Genomic DNA, 15159 nt, shown 5'->3' on the forward strand with positions numbered 1-15159 from the left:
GGTTGATGGCACAATCATTTGAAAAGAAAATTCTGTGTATCGGCGCCGGCTATGTGGGCGGTCCCACCATGGCGGTGATTGCCGATAAATGCCCCCGGTACAAGGTCACGGTGGTGGATATCGACGCCGGTAAGATCGCGGCCTGGAACTCTGATACCCTGCCGGTGTACGAGCCGGGCCTCCTGGATGTCGTTCAACGGGCAAGGGGGAAAAATCTTTTCTTTTCCACGGACGTGCCTGCCGCCATTGCCGAGGCGGACATCATTTTTGTCAGCGTGAACACCCCTACCAAGGCCACCGGCGTGGGCGCGGGCATGGCCGCCGACCTTCGTTACTGGGAGAACACGGCCCGGCAGATTCGCCAGTGCGCGGACACCCCCAAGATCGTGGTGGAAAAGAGCACGGTGCCGGTAAAAACCGCTGAAGCCATGGCCCAGATCCTGTCCATGGAAAACGGCGGCAATCTGTTCGAGGTGCTTTCCAACCCGGAATTTCTGGCCGAAGGCACGGCCGTTGCCGACCTGGAAAACCCGGACCGGGTCGTGATCGGTTCCCGGCAGACACCCGAAGGTGTGGCGGCCCGGGATGTGCTGGTGGAGGTCTACGCCAACTGGGTGCCCCGTGAAAAGATTCTCACCTCCAACATCTGGAGCAGTGAAATGGCCAAGCTGGCGGCCAATGCCTTTCTGGCCCAGCGGGTCTCCTCCATCAACACCATTGCCAACATCTGCGAAAGTTCCGGCGCCAACGTGCAGGAAGTCTCCAGGGCCGTGGGCATGGACCGGCGCATCGGGCCGAAGTTCCTCAATGCCGGGGTGGGGTTCGGCGGGTCGTGCTTTAAAAAAGACATTCTGAGCCTGGCCTATCTGTGCCGGGAGGCCGGGGCCGACGCCGAGGCCGACTACTGGGAAAGCGTGGTGCGCATCAACGAGCACCAGAAGGAGCGGTTTGTCCGGCGCATGCTGGACGCCATGTTCCACAGCATGGCGGATAAGCGGATCGCCCTGTTCGGGTTTGCCTTCAAGCCCGATACCGGCGATATTCGGGACGCGCCGGCCATCACCATCGCCGGGCGGCTCCTTGATGAAGGGGCCGTGCTGGCCATCAGCGATCCCAGGGCCCTGGACGGGGCCCGGTCCGTGTTCGGCGATGCCGATGGCCGGGTGGAGTACGTGGAAGATCCCTACGAGGCCGCAAAAAAGAGCCATGCCATTGCCGTTCTCACCGAGTGGCAGGCATACCGGGATCTCGATTATACCGCGATATATGCCGCCATGGAGAAGCCGGCCTTTTTCTTTGACGGCCGGAACGTGGCCGACCATGCCGCGCTTTTTGACATGGGGTTTAATGTCTATCCGGTGGGGATGCCGGCAATGACCCATTTTTAAAACCAGACCACGGAGACTGAATACGAATGGGACACATGGATAAAAAACGGGTCCTGGTGACCGGCGGCGCCGGTTTTCTGGGGTCTCACCTGTGTGAGCGGCTTCTGGCCGACGGCTGCGAGGTGGTTTGCCTGGACAATTTTTTTACCGGCCGAAAGCGCAATATCGCCCATCTGCTGGCCAACCCGGATTTTGAACTGCTGCGCCACGACCTGGCCCACCAGCTCTTTATTGAGACCGATGAAATTTATAACCTGGCCTGCCCGGCATCGCCGGTCCACTACCAGTACAATCCGGTCAAGACCGTTAAAACCAGCGTACTGGGGGCCATTCACATGCTGGGGCTGGCCAAGCGGGTCAAGGCGAAAATTCTTCAGGCATCCACCAGCGAGGTCTACGGAGACCCGGACGTGCACCCCCAGACCGAGTATTACCGGGGCAACGTGAACCCCATCGGCCCCCGGGCCTGCTACGATGAAGGCAAACGGTGCGCCGAGACCCTGTTTTTTGACTACCACCGCCAGAACCGGGTCAACATCCGGGTGGTGCGGATTTTCAACACCTACGGCCCCCGTATGCACCCCGACGACGGCCGGGTGGTGAGCAACTTCATCATGGCGGCCCTTCAGAACAGGGACATCACGGTTTACGGTGACGGCACCCAGACCCGCTCCTTCTGCTACGTGGATGACATGATCGACGGGTTTATTCGCATGATGAACGCGGACGATGACTTTACCGGGCCGGTGAACCTGGGCAATCCCCAGGAGATGACCGTGTTGGAGCTGGCAAAGGCGGTAATCGACCTGACCGGATCCCGGTCGAAAATCGTTTTTAAGCCCCTTCCGGCAGACGATCCCCGTCAGCGGCGGCCCGACATCACCCTGGCACGGGAACGGCTCGGCTGGCAGCCCGGGGTGGGCCTGGCCGAAGGCCTTGAAAAAACGGTGCGCTATTTCGAAGCTCTGATCGCGGGCAAACTTTAATATATCAACCACCGAGAATGAGGATTGTATCGTGACATTAAAAAAAGCCCTGATAACCGGTATCACGGGCCAGGACGGCGCCTACCTGGCTGAGTTTCTGCTGGAAAAAGGCTACGAGGTCCATGGCATCAAGCGACGGGCGTCACTTTTCAATACGGCCAGGATCGATCACCTGTATCATGATCCCCATGAGGAAGATGTTCGTTTTTTCATGCACTACGGGGACCTGACCGATTCTTCCAACCTGGTGCGCATCATTCAGCATGTGCAACCCGATGAGATTTACAACCTGGGGGCACAGAGCCATGTCCAGGTCTCTTTTGAATCCCCGGAGTACACGGGGGACGTGGACGGCCTGGGCACTTTGCGATTGCTGGAGGCCATGCGGATTCTGGGCGTGGAAAAGGATGTTCGGTTCTACCAGGCTTCTACCTCGGAACTTTACGGTAAGGTGCAGGAGGTGCCGCAGACCGAGAAAACCCCTTTTTATCCCCGTTCACCCTACGGGTGTGCCAAACTTTATGCCTACTGGTGCACGGTGAATTACCGGGAGGCTTATGGCATGTTTGCCTGCAACGGCATTCTGTTCAATCACGAGTCGCCCATTCGCGGCGAGACCTTTGTCACCCGCAAGATCACCCGGGCCGCGGCGCGCATCGCCGGCGGAGTCCAAGATCGGCTTTACCTTGGCAACCTGGGCGCTTTGCGGGACTGGGGCCATGCCAGAGATTATGTGCGGGCGCAGTGGCTCATGCTTCAGCAGTCCGAACCCGAGGATTTTGTCATTGCCACGGGCAAACAGCATTCCGTGCGGGAGTTCTGCGAAAAGGCCTTTGCCAACGCCGGTATTCATCTGGCCTGGAAGGGCACCGGTGTGGAGGAGCATGGAATTGTCGATTCAGTCAATAAAGAGGCCCCCCTGGTCGGGAAATACGGCATGAAGCAGGCTTTGTCCCGGCTGGCCCCCGGCACGACGGTGATCTGCGTGGACGCGGCCTATTTTCGGCCCGCGGACGTGGTCTCCCTGGTGGGCGACGCCACAAAAGCCAGGGAGAAGCTGGGGTGGGAACCGCTAATCACCCTTGACGAGATGGTTTTTGAGATGGTGGACTCTGATTTTCAGGATGCCCGGCGGGAAGCGGTGTGTAAGGCCAACGGCTTTCCCCTGCCGGCCAGCTGCGAGGCTCACATGTGATGGAAAAGGATGCTGTTATCTATATAGCCGGCCATCGGGGTCTGGCCGGATCGGCTCTGGTAAGACAACTGGAAGCACAGGGGTATACCGACCTGCTGACCCGGACCCATGCCGAACTGGACCTGACCTGCCAGGCTGACACAGAGTCCTTTTTTCAGGCCCACCGGCCGGCGTATGTGTTTATGGCGGCGGCAAAAGTGGGCGGCATTCTGGCCAACAATACTTTTCCGGCTGAGTTCATCTATCAGAACCTGGCCATTCAGACCAATATCATTCACGCGGCTTATCGTGCCGGGGTCCGGCGGTTGCTGTTTCTGGGCTCGTCGTGTATTTATCCCAGGGAGTGTCCTCAGCCCATGAAAGAGGGACACCTGCTCACCGGTCCCCTGGAGCCGACCAACGAGCCCTATGCCGTGGCCAAGATCGCGGGCATCAAGATGTGCCAGTCCTACAACCGGCAGTACAACACCCGGTTTGTGGCGGTGATGCCCACCAATCTTTACGGCCCCAATGATAATTTTGATCTGGAGACCAGCCACGTGCTGCCGGCCCTGATCCGCAAGTTTCACGAGGCCAAAAAAAGCGGCGCAAAAGATGTGGTTGTCTGGGGCACGGGCAAACCCCGGCGGGAGTTTCTGCATGTCGATGACCTGGCGCATGCCGGCCTGTTTATAATGAACCTGCCGGACGCCGATTTCGACCGGCTGGCCGGCGGCAGCGGTGCCCCGTTGATCAACATCGGCACGGGCAAAGACATTTCCATCGCCGAGCTGGCCGGGCTGATTAAAGAAATAACCGGGTTTGAAGGCGATATCCGTTTTGACGCGACAAAACCGGACGGCACCTTTCAGAAACTGCTGGACGTGTCCCGTATGACAGCCCTGGGATGGCAGGCAAAAACCGACCTGCGAACCGGAATCCAAAGCACCTACCAGTGGTGTCTGGATCATCATGTCTTCTGATTTATCTTTATTTTTCCTTGATTTACATATGATCAGGTGGTTAAATACGCATGTTCAAAAAATGAACATACGCTACTGATGGCATTGTCATGACGCGGTGTTCCGGACCTGCAAAGCCGCAGGCGCTGTTTCGTTTGACAATGGACAAGAGCTGATGGACAAAATCGATCTTCGTACATTGCAGATTTTAGAAGAGATTGGTCAGGACGGGCAGTTGAGCCAGCGACGGCTGGCCGATCGACTAGGGATTTCCCTGGGGCTGGTTAACTCTTTTGTCAAGCGGCTGGCCAATAAGGGGTATTTTAAAATCATCAATACACCGCCCAACCGGTTTGTATACGTGCTCACCCCCAAGGGGTTCGCGGAAAAGGCGAGGCTCTCTTATAAGTACATTACCTATTCCTACCGGTTTTACAGAAATGCCCGGCATCAGCTCCGCGAATTGTTTATCGAACTGACCGGAGCGGGAGTTGGATCGGTGGTGTTCGCCGGCATCAGCGATTTTGCGGAGATCGCCTATCTTTCCCTTCAGGAGGTTCCGGTGACCCTTGCAGGGGTTGTGGATGACGCAGACGGACGACATCTTTTTTTCGGTCATGTGGTGCGGCCGGTGCATGAGATTGCCGGTTTTTCTTATGATCGGGTTCTGATTACCGACATTGAGCATCACGAACGGCTGCAGACCCTCCTGGAGCAGATGGGAATCGCAAGGTCACGAATTCGGGTGCCATGAGGACGGTTTTGACGGAAGCCGGACAAAGCAATTACCGGTTTTCCCGGAATCGGCACAGTGCGGTTGAGTTCCGTTTTGATTAAAAAGTTGCATTTTCTTAATAGAGAGGATAAGCGGTATCCTGTTTTTTACTACAGAGGGATAGAACGGTATCCGTTTGATTTTTCGTCGACAGTGCATATTAATTTTTGAAATTTTGCCATGAAGCTCAATACAGTTGCCAGCGCAAACCACAGAGACTGGGGTCATATCGTTGATCTGGTCATACAGAAGTCCAAAGCCGGGTTGCGGGCCGAGGCCTCCCGCGGATATCTCGGGGTTTTGTGGTGGGTCCTTGAGCCTCTGCTGTACATGTCTATTTTCTATGTCATCTTTGTCCACCTGTTTCACCGGGGAGATGAGAACTTTATCATGTTCCTGCTGACCGGGCTGATCGTATGGAAATGGTTTGCCACAACCGTCATGAACGGCGCCAACAGTCTCATGGCCAACTCAAGCCTCATGAATCAGGTTTATTTGCCCAAAATAATCTTTCCATTGACTGCCGTTGTCACCAATACGTTTAAATTTTTGCTGATTCTTTCGCTGTTCCTTGTTTTTCTGCAATTTACGTCGATACAAGTGTCATGGACATGGCTTCTGCTGCCGTTGCTGGTGCTGACCCAGTTATTGTTGATGATCGGACTTTGCAGCCTGCTCGCAGCCATTATGCCCTTTTTCCCTGATCTGCAGGCCATCTTGCAAAACATCATGATGATGATGCTTTTTCTTTCCGGCGTTTTTTTTGATATCGGTCGGTTGCCGACGTCTGTCCAATCCTATTTCTGGTTAAATCCAATGGCGACTCTTATCGCCATGTATCGCAAGCTGCTGCTGGATGGTGTGGCGCCGGACTTTAAGCAACTTTTTTGGATTGTATTGTTTTCGCTGATGGTGCTGGCATTGTCACTAATGCTGCTGCGCCGTTTTGATCGGGTATACCCCAAAATTATTCTTTAAATATTCGTGCCGATGGTATCAAACACATTGAAAAGACAGACCCCCGCCACTGAAGACAAAATTCTGAGTCTGGAAAACATCGGCCTGTATTACAGCCGGCGCCAGGGGATTTTGAAACGTTCCCGCTTCTGGGCATTGAAGGACGTCTCTTTTGATCTGTATACCGGTGAAACCCTGGGTGTGATCGGCAGGAACGGAGTAGGCAAAAGCACTCTGCTGCGGGTTCTGGCCGGTATTGTGGCCCCTGATACCGGAAGGGTGGTGGTGCATCGCCCGGGACTTCGCATTTCCCTGATTTCCATTGGTGCAGGATTTGTCGGGCATTTAAGCGGCCGTGAGAATGCGATCCTGAGCGGCATGATGCTGGGCGCCAAGAAGGAGGAGATCCTTTCCCGAATGGATCAGATCATGGCTTTTGCCGATCTGGGCAGCTTCTTCGATGAACCGGTCAATACCTATTCTACCGGCATGCGCGCCCGTCTGGGTTTTTCCGCGGCGTATTATCTTGATCCGGATGTTATTCTGCTGGATGAAGTTCTGGGTGTGGGGGACGAAGCGTTTCGTATCAAATCTACTGACGCCATGAAGGAACGCATCAAGTCTGAAAAAACAGTGGTGCTGGTCTCCCACACCGTGCCCTTGATTCGGGAGCTTTGCGACCGGCTGGTATGGATTGAGGGTGGAAAGACCATGGCCCATGGCGATGTGGCCGATGTGCTGGATGCGTATCTGAGCGGTGCAGGGCAGGGGAGACCCCCGTCAAAGTAACGCATGTGAATCGGTTTTACGTTTAAAGGGTTGAGGATGAAACGGTTTTTTCTTATGACGCGGGGCCGTACCGGTTCTACGGCGATTGTTGATGAGCTGAACAATCTGAAGGGTGTTTTTGCGGAGCAGGAGATCTTCAGGAAAGGGGATTTCAGGGACGCTCTGAAAGAACCCTTCATGCAGGATTTTCAATTTCAGTTTGCGATTCCATTTGATTTGTGGAAACTCTGGAAGACGCAAGGGTCCTGGTGGCGGCAGACCTGGAAATGCATGTTTGATAATCGCCAGATGGCCGGTGATTACCTTCGGGAACTGGAGGAGATCATGGCACGAAGAAAAGACGCGTCGGCCTTTGGCTTTAAGGCGTTGAGTCACCACTTCAGCCAGAAGCCATTCCTTAAAAAAGTGCTGATCGATCAGGGCTATCGGGCGATCTATCTGACCCGTAACATCCCCCGCCAGGTGATTTCCGGTATGATCGCCAAACAGCGGGGCGTCTATAACCAGAAAGATTACAAGGACGACGGCCGCTATAGAATTGACCTTGACGAATTTGAGAGGTCGGTTGTGTATGGGATCCGGGGAGTTCAGAAAGATCTGACCTTTCTTCGGCGGCGCAGGTTTGATTTTATTGAAGTCTCCTATGAGGATTTTACCACTGACCGCGAAGCCTTTTTTGCGCGGGTGCTGGAGTTCCTGGATATCGCCTTTGAGGTGCCCAGGGCAAGCGACTACTCAGTTATGATTAAAGACCTGCGCCATACCGTTGAAAATTATGACGCCATTCTCAAGCGGGCATCGGCAATGGGTCTGGAAATCGCGTAGGGGAAGTGGTATCTGTAACCGGCTATAAAAAAGCATATCCCGCGCCAGTGAGGTTGTTGACAGGCTTTGTGTTTTATCTGAATCCCCGGCGAATTGAAGCGGCGCAAACAGTCGGGAACCGTTGGAGGGCTTAATGCCTTTGTTTCGAGACAACAGATCGATGCGGCACGATGCCTTACGTCACCCGCTGCCTTCGAATATTGCCATCTGGTCACCATCCGATGATGATGGCGTTTTCCCGCTCGATGGCTTGCGCCCCGCTATCCGTCATATAAACACGTCATCTAAAAAAAAAGGCGACCCCCTTGCCAGGCTGCGGGTGACCTGGATGGGAAGGTTTTACACAAAGCATTTCAAGCGGTACGCCTTTATTCGATGGCTGGCGTCCTGGCTGTGGCGCAACCTGTATCCGGTTTATCTCAATTTTATTGCGGGCCTTTCCATTTATTTCCGTAACAGGAAGGCGATGAGACGGCGGCGCCTGATAACCCTGACGGAATACGCGGCGGCGCAGCATCTGCAGAAAGTAAAACTGGCCGATGCCGGCCTGGTAAAAACACCGGCACCGGCAGTCTATCCTGCCGGTGACCGGGACTGCCTGCAATCACCTCACGAGGAGTACATATTTCCGGAAGTGTTTGTCGCCAGCATTAAAAACGGTATGGTCTATGGCGGCACCAATCTTATATTGCTTGAAGACCAGGTGATTTGCCACGACCTGTACGATTTCAAACGGGACTACACATCCGAGGAGATGCACGGCCGGACAGTGATTGACCCCGCAGGCCGCCGTATTCGATGGATACTCCATGATGAGACGCCTGAACAGATTCCCATGGCCGCCGCCTTTGTCGATGCCTGCGCGCCTAACTATGCCCACTGGATGACCGAGGTACTGCCCCGTATCGCCCTTTTTTGTAATGAGCCCCGGTTTAATCGTATTCCCATTGTGGTGAACGACGGGCTTCATGAAAACATAATGGAATCGCTGTTCTTCGTGGCCGGTCCGGAGCGTGAAATCATCACCCTGCCGATCGGCAGGGCCTTGGCCATCGACACCCTGTACCTAACATCAGTGGCCGGTTATGTGCCTTTTGAACGTCGCACCACCAAGCTTTCGGGACACTCTCACGGCAGGTTCAGCCCACGGGCGTTTGAACTGCTACGCGAGCGCATGGCAGTGCTTGACCCAAAGACCGGGAACCGGGACTGGCCGGAAAAAATTGTTTTGCACCGGAATTCGGGTTACAGAAAGGTCGTCAATATAGATGAAATCGAAAGTGAACTGGTCGGCCGGGGTTATGCTGTTGTTCAGCCTGAAAAGCTGACCTTTTTACAGCAGGTCCACCTGTTCAGCCATGTAAAGCATATCGTGGGATCATCCGGTTCGGCCCTGGCAAACATGATGTTTGCTCCAAAAGATGCGAAAATAATAATCCTTTTGAATAAACATCCGGATACCAGTTACTGGTATTGGCAGAACATGGCCTGCACCTGCGGTAACAGGATTCACTACGTGCTGGGAAAGTCGCGTGACATCGGTAACAACGGCATCCATGCTGATTTTGAAATCCGCATGGATCATCTGATTGCGTCGATAGAGGGAGAATCATGATGGGCAGGGAGAACATTCATCCTACGGCACTTGTTGATCCATGTGCCAAAATCGCCGATAAGGTGAAAATCGGCCCATTCAGTATTGTTCACGCCAATGTTGTCCTGGAGGAGGGCTGTGATATTGGTGCTTATTGCGAACTGGGAGTGAAAACCGCTTTGGGTGACGGCTCACCACTGCTGGTGGGTAAAAACGCCTTAATCCGATCCCACTCTGTTTTTTATGAATCTTCCTGTTTTGCCGAAGGCCTGACCACAGGACACCGTGTAACGGTACGAGAAAAAACCATTGCCGGGAAAAACCTTCAGATAGGCACACTGAGTGATATACAAGGTGATTGCGTGATCGGAGATTACGTCCGCTTCCACTCCAATGTACATATCGGAAAGGGGGCCTGTATCGGAAATTTTGTGTGGATTTTTCCATATGTTGTGCTTACAAATGATCCTCATCCGCCGAGTAGCGTATTGAAGGGTGTCACGGTGGAGGATTTCGCGGTCATTGCAACAATGACCGTGGTGTTGCCGGGTGTAAACATCGGGAAGGGGGCGCTGATTGCAGCACATGCGTTGCTGAAAACGGATGCCGAGCCAGGCATGTTATATATGGGGGTGCCGGCAAAAAAAATCTGCAATGCTTCCCAGATAAAACTTCAGGACGGGACAGAGCGGCCAGCCTATCCATGGATATCGCATTTTTCAAGGGGGTACCCCGACACTGTTGTAAAGGATTGGAAAAAAAATGAATAAACATGTACACAATATCAGAAATTCCTGCCTTTTGATGTCAACGATGAGTGAAAACCGCTAGAACAGGAAGAGATAATGAGCCTGGATAAATGCCAAATTATTCATCTGCCCCGCATCAATGACCCCCGCGGGAACCTCACTTTCGTGGAAGCCGGGCGGCACATTCCGTTTTCCATACAGCGGGTTTACTACCTGTATGACGTCCCCGGTGGCGCCGAGCGCGGCGGGCATGCCCACAAGGAACTGCACCAGCTCATCATTGCCATGTCCGGTTCTTTTGATATCCATCTTGACGACGGACGGTCAAAAAAGTCCGTGCACATGAACCGGAGTTACTACGGTCTTTATGTGTGCCCCATGATCTGGAGAGAAATTGACAATTTTTCATCCGGGGCAGTGTGCATGGTGCTGGCCTCCAATTATTATGACGAGGCCGATTATTACCGGGACTACCATCAATTTATCGATGTGGTGAAAGGGAATGCCGGATGAGAACCGTTCCTTTTCTGGATCTCGGCCGGCTGCACCGGTCTATTCGGGAACCCCTTGACGCGGCCTACCACCGGGTCATGGATTCCGGGTGGTTTATCATGGGGCCGGAGCTGGAAGCCTTTGAAACGGAATTCGCCCGGTATTGCGAGGTCCGGCATTGCATCGGCGTGGGCAACGGGCTTGAAGCCCTGCGCCTGCTGCTGCAGGCTTACGGTATCGGCCCGGGGGATGAGGTGGTTGTCCCGTCCAACACATTTATTGCCACCTGGCTGGCGGTGACCGAATGCGGGGCCACACCCGTGCCGGTGGAGCCGGACATCAGAACCCATAATATGAATCCGGTAGAGATCGGACAGGTTATCAACAGCCGCACCCGCGCGATTATTCCCGTTCACCTGTACGGGCAGACGGCCGACATGGATCCGATCAATGCCATTGCGGCCCGGCACGGTCTGGTCGTAATTGAGGATGCGGCCCAGGCCCAGGGGGCCCGATACAAGGGCCGGCGCGCCGGTTCCCTGGGCCATGCCGCCGGCACCAGCTTTTATCCCGGCAAGAACCTTGGAGCGCTGGGTGATGGCGGCGCCGTACTGACCAGTGATGATGCAATTGCCGACAGGGTGAGGCAGCTTCGCAATTATGGTTCGAAATTAAAATACCGGCATGACCTCATGGGATGCAACAGCCGGCTGGACGAACTGCAGGCCGCTTTTCTGCGGGTGAAGTTGACCGTGCTGGATGAGTGGAATACCCTTCGCGGGACAGTGGCGGATCAATATGGGGCGCTGCTGGCCCAAGCCGACATGATATTGCCTGACGTACCTTCATTTGCGGAGCCGGTCTGGCACCTTTATGTGATCCGCTGCAGGCACCGGGATGCGTTGCAAGCCCACCTGACGCAGCAGGGCATATCCACGGTGATCCATTACCCGGTGCCGCCGCACCGGCAGGCCTGTTACCAGATTTTTGCCGGCCACAACCTGCCGATTGCCGATCAGCTGGCAGGCGAGGTTCTGAGCCTGCCCATGTTTCCACTGCTGGCACCAGACGAGATAAACGCTGTGGCCCATGCGATTATGAACTTTTCACAAGAGATCGTGCAGGAGATGCGATGAGACTGTTTAAGCACCCATTTTTTTTATTGGGGATGGTTTATTTTCTGATTCTGATGAGTATTGCGCTCTGGGTGCGTGACATTCCGAATCAGCCGGATGCTTGGCATATCACACTTCAGCAGATTGCAAACGGGGAGACGCCGGGCAATACGTCCAGTGGCGACCGTGCGAGTTTTGCCGCTGCCGCCATTGACGTAGCGGAACACGGCCGGATCCGCCCCGAAAAAGAGTGGGTGTTCAACCTGTGGCCCCCCGGGTTTATTTTTCTGGAAGCCTTGATTATGAAGATTTTTGGCCCGGGAACACCGGTGATCCTGATTTTGCAGATATTGGCGGCCGTGCTGTTTTCAATCGTGCTGGCGCTGCTTTATGACAATCTGAAGATACACATGCGGCGCCCGGTGCTTGCGGCAGTTCTGCCGCTGTTGATGTTTACATTTCCGATGGTCCGCATGTTTCTACTTCAACCCGCCGGGATAACATTGGGGGAGAGCTTTTCCATTGGGTTCTTTCTGGTTTGTATGCTACTGGCCATCCGCTCGGCCCGGCAGCGCTCGTTGCGGGATGCGGTTTGCGCCGGAATCTGTCTGGCTTTGTCCGCGTATTTCCGGTCGCAATTTGAGTTTATTCTGCTTGTCCTGACCGCTTGGGGCGTTTTGTTGGTGATTGTGATCCGGATTGCCCGTTTCAGCACCATTGAGCCAGGGTTTCTAAAAGCAACCGCAAAAACTATAGGGGTTATGCTCCTGGTGGCCCACATCACAATGGTTCCATGGAGAATTTATCGGTGGACCCATTTTTATGAAGGAAACCCACGATGGGTGATGACTACCGATTTGTACTATGGGAATTCAGTGATGAGGTCTGAAGATTTAAGAGAAATCGGCGGCGGCTGGCTTGTCGCCGGTGGGGGTAATCTGGTGTGCCGGATTGATCCATCTGCCTGCGGTGATACGAAAAATGCAAAAAAGCTGTTTTTTAGAATTTTTTTCAGGCACCCGATTCAGTGGTATTCATTAAAATTCAGCGCCATTGGAGAATACTGGTTCTCATCACCGAGAAATTTTGGAGGCGTAAAAATAGAGCCGGCACGCATGGACTTGGCAGCCAATGGGCTGCTTCTCATGACAGTGGTTGCAGGAGGGGTTCTGCTATTTACGCGCAGGGTGAGATGTCACGGCCCCTGGATTTTTCTCTCATGGTTCACTATCTCTTTGTTCTCGGCCTATGGGGTAATATTCTCACTAGCCCCCCTTGAAGTCCGTTATTTTTATTTTCCCAAAATTGTCGGGCTTTTATTTTTTCTGATGCTGTTAAGCCTTCATTTTTCCCAAAAGAGAACTTTATACCAATAGGGCAGTATCGGTATCGCCGTTCATAAGACAGGGAAGATCGTGATGGTTATCGGTTCCGGTCTGCTGGCGCGGGCCTTTTCACCAACATGGGCTCAACGGGATGATGTGTGCGTCTATGCCGCGGGTGTCTCCAACTCCACCTGTTGCGACTCACAAGAGTTTGCCCGGGAGCGACAGCGCCTTTCAAAGGCCCTGGAGCAGGCAAAAACCGTTGATGCTTTTGTCTATTTCGGCACGTGCAGCGCAATGGACCCGGCTTCAAACAATACGCCTTATGTACAACACAAGCTGGCCATGGAACAGCTCGTTCTGTCGCATCCGTGCCCCCTGGTTCTGCGCCTGCCCCAGGTCGCCGGCAGAACCCCCAACCCTCACACCCTGTTGAATTTTCTGTATGCGCGAATCACGCGAAGCGAGGCTTTTACCGTTTGGCGCCAGGCGAAGCGAAATATCATTGATGTGGCTGATGTGGTTGCCATTGCGGCTCATCTGGTCAACAACCAGAAACATCGCAACACCATCATCAACATAGCAAATCCCGTCAGCTCCCCCATAATCGATATCGTGGCCGCCATGGAGCGTGCTGTCGGGAAACAGGCGATATACCGTTCCGTGGATCGTGGGGCGGAATACCCGATTGATGTCAGTGTCATATTGCCGCTGGTATCTGAAGCCGGCGTGAAATTTGGCAAAAACTATCTTAACCGTGTGACAGGTAAATATTATGGGAAAACGCAGTGACTCAGCCGTCAAATTGTCTATTGTCGTTCCAGTGTACCAGAGCGCTGATATTTTGCCGAAACTGGTAGAGGAAGTGCTTGCAGCAGTGGAGCCCCTGGGACTGGCGGACCGGTTTGAACTGTTGCTGGTCAATGATGCAAGCCCGGATCAGAGCTGGCCGGTTATTCAGTCGCTTGCCCGGTCTCACGCTTTTATCAGAGGTATCTCCCTGCGTCGAAATTTTGGTCAGCACAATGCCCTGATGGCCGGCCTCAATCACGTTAACGGCGATTTTGTGGTGATGATGGATGATGATCTGCAACATCCCCCCGATGCTATTGGTGATTTGCTGGACGCCCTGGAGCAGGGCTACGACGTGTGCTACACCCGTTACCGGCACCGGCGGCATGCCTTGTGGAAACAGGTGGGAAGCCGCTTCAACGACTGGGTGGCCACCCGTCTGCTGGATAAGCCCAAGAATCTCTATCTCTCTTCTTTTAAAGCGATGCGCAAGGAGATCACGCGTGAGATAGTGAAATATGATGGCCCTTATGCCTATCTGGATGGACTCATTCTTGATGTCACACGTTCAATCACGGTGGTAGAGATTGCGCACCAGCCCCGTTATGCCGGGGAAAGCAACTATACCCTGCGCCGCCTGCTCTCGCTGTGGCTGAAAATGGCCACCGGTTTTTCAGTCTTCCCACTGCGCCTGGCCACCTATGCCGGCTTTCTTCTTTCCGCTCTGAGTTTTATCATGATGGCGTTTTTTGTTATTCAGAAACTGCTGTATCCCGAGATTCCCAGAGGCTGGGCGTCATTGATCGCAACCATTTTATTTCTGGGCGGCATGCAGACTTTTTTTCTGGGTTTGATTGGTGAATATCTGGGACGCACCTATCTCAAGCTTAACCAGAAAGCGCAGTTTGTTGTTGGCAGCACAACCTGGGACAGGAATAGCGATGAAGTGTCATGAACAAACCAACGTTTGATAAGTATGCTGAAACATATACCCGCATACTGGACAAATCGATCCCGGACAGCCTGAGTGAAGACGGCTACTTTGCTGCATATAAAGTGGCCCTGATGGCAAGGTGTTTGCGCAACTGTATTCCGGCGTTTGTCTCGGATATCTCACAGTCAATTCGGCCGAACATGTATGCCAAAGGCAGGTGCAAAGTGCTGTATGTGATGCTGCAGCCGGCTTACCGCAGCTTAACTATAATTTTTTAAATTTATAAAACTTAAACATCGGAC

General features: G+C 53.7%; 16 protein-coding genes. All 16 read left to right on the forward strand.

What is annotated here, in order from left to right:
- The first annotated feature begins 5 nt into the window (after window positions 1-5).
- The 16 genes from DOLE_RS06555 to DOLE_RS06630 all read left to right on the forward strand — a co-directional run bounded on the left by DOLE_RS06555 (window position 6) and on the right by DOLE_RS06630 (window position 15135).
- Window positions 6-1388 carry a nucleotide sugar dehydrogenase gene (locus tag DOLE_RS06555; protein WP_012174702.1) on the forward strand — a complete coding sequence of 461 codons (1383 nt, stop codon included), beginning with the start codon at window positions 6-8 and terminating at the stop codon, window positions 1386-1388.
- Between the two features lie 26 nt (window positions 1389-1414).
- On the forward strand, window positions 1415-2374 hold the full coding sequence (locus DOLE_RS06560; protein ID WP_012174703.1) for a UDP-glucuronic acid decarboxylase family protein: 960 nt from the start codon (window positions 1415-1417) through the stop codon (window positions 2372-2374).
- A 31-nt stretch (window positions 2375-2405) separates the two neighbouring features.
- Complete coding sequence (gene gmd, locus DOLE_RS06565) at window positions 2406-3569, forward strand: GDP-mannose 4,6-dehydratase (protein ID WP_012174704.1); 1164 nt, start codon at window positions 2406-2408, stop codon at window positions 3567-3569.
- Window positions 3569-4531, forward strand: coding sequence for a GDP-L-fucose synthase family protein (locus tag DOLE_RS06570; protein ID WP_012174705.1), 963 nt, complete (start codon window positions 3569-3571; stop codon window positions 4529-4531). Before gmd ends, DOLE_RS06570 begins: the two co-directional genes overlap by 1 nt.
- 154 nt (window positions 4532-4685) lie before the next feature.
- Complete coding sequence (locus DOLE_RS06575; RefSeq protein WP_012174706.1) at window positions 4686-5264, forward strand: winged helix-turn-helix transcriptional regulator; 579 nt, start codon at window positions 4686-4688, stop codon at window positions 5262-5264.
- 201 nt (window positions 5265-5465) lie between these two features.
- Entirely contained in the window at window positions 5466-6263 is a 798-nt protein-coding gene (locus tag DOLE_RS06580; protein ID WP_012174707.1) for an ABC transporter permease, read from the forward strand.
- Between the two features lie 27 nt (window positions 6264-6290).
- A complete protein-coding gene (locus DOLE_RS06585; protein ID WP_232362733.1) occupies window positions 6291-7031 on the forward strand; it encodes an ABC transporter ATP-binding protein in 741 nt (246 codons plus the stop codon).
- Between the two features lie 36 nt (window positions 7032-7067).
- Entirely contained in the window at window positions 7068-7856 is a 789-nt protein-coding gene (locus DOLE_RS06590) for a sulfotransferase (RefSeq protein ID WP_012174709.1), read from the forward strand.
- A gap of 328 nt (window positions 7857-8184) precedes the next feature.
- Window positions 8185-9471, forward strand: coding sequence for a glycosyltransferase family 61 protein (locus DOLE_RS06595; protein WP_041280409.1), 1287 nt, complete (start codon window positions 8185-8187; stop codon window positions 9469-9471).
- On the forward strand, window positions 9468-10220 hold the full coding sequence (locus tag DOLE_RS06600; protein WP_012174711.1) for an acyltransferase: 753 nt from the start codon (window positions 9468-9470) through the stop codon (window positions 10218-10220). Before DOLE_RS06595 ends, DOLE_RS06600 begins: the two co-directional genes overlap by 4 nt.
- A 75-nt stretch (window positions 10221-10295) precedes the next feature.
- Window positions 10296-10712 carry a sugar 3,4-ketoisomerase gene (locus DOLE_RS06605; RefSeq protein ID WP_012174712.1) on the forward strand — a complete coding sequence of 139 codons (417 nt, stop codon included), beginning with the start codon at window positions 10296-10298 and terminating at the stop codon, window positions 10710-10712.
- Complete coding sequence (locus DOLE_RS06610) at window positions 10709-11827, forward strand: DegT/DnrJ/EryC1/StrS family aminotransferase (protein ID WP_012174713.1); 1119 nt, start codon at window positions 10709-10711, stop codon at window positions 11825-11827. Before DOLE_RS06605 ends, DOLE_RS06610 begins: the two co-directional genes overlap by 4 nt.
- Window positions 11824-13182, forward strand: coding sequence for a glycosyltransferase family protein (locus DOLE_RS06615; protein WP_012174714.1), 1359 nt, complete (start codon window positions 11824-11826; stop codon window positions 13180-13182). The genes DOLE_RS06610 and DOLE_RS06615 overlap by 4 nt, the downstream gene beginning before the upstream one ends.
- A gap of 42 nt (window positions 13183-13224) precedes the next feature.
- Window positions 13225-13923 (forward strand): NAD-dependent epimerase/dehydratase family protein, encoded by a 699-nt coding sequence (locus DOLE_RS06620; protein ID WP_012174715.1) that lies wholly within the window; start codon window positions 13225-13227, stop codon window positions 13921-13923.
- On the forward strand, window positions 13907-14878 hold the full coding sequence (locus DOLE_RS06625; protein WP_012174716.1) for a glycosyltransferase family 2 protein: 972 nt from the start codon (window positions 13907-13909) through the stop codon (window positions 14876-14878). The genes DOLE_RS06620 and DOLE_RS06625 overlap by 17 nt, the downstream gene beginning before the upstream one ends.
- Window positions 14875-15135: a hypothetical protein gene (locus DOLE_RS06630; RefSeq protein WP_012174717.1), complete on the forward strand. Its 261-nt coding sequence runs from the start codon at window positions 14875-14877 to the stop codon at window positions 15133-15135. The genes DOLE_RS06625 and DOLE_RS06630 overlap by 4 nt, the downstream gene beginning before the upstream one ends.
- Window positions 15136-15159 lie beyond the last annotated feature (24 nt).

The organism is Desulfosudis oleivorans Hxd3 (assembly GCF_000018405.1).
Lineage (GTDB): Bacteria > Desulfobacterota > Desulfobacteria > Desulfobacterales > Desulfosudaceae > Desulfosudis > Desulfosudis oleivorans.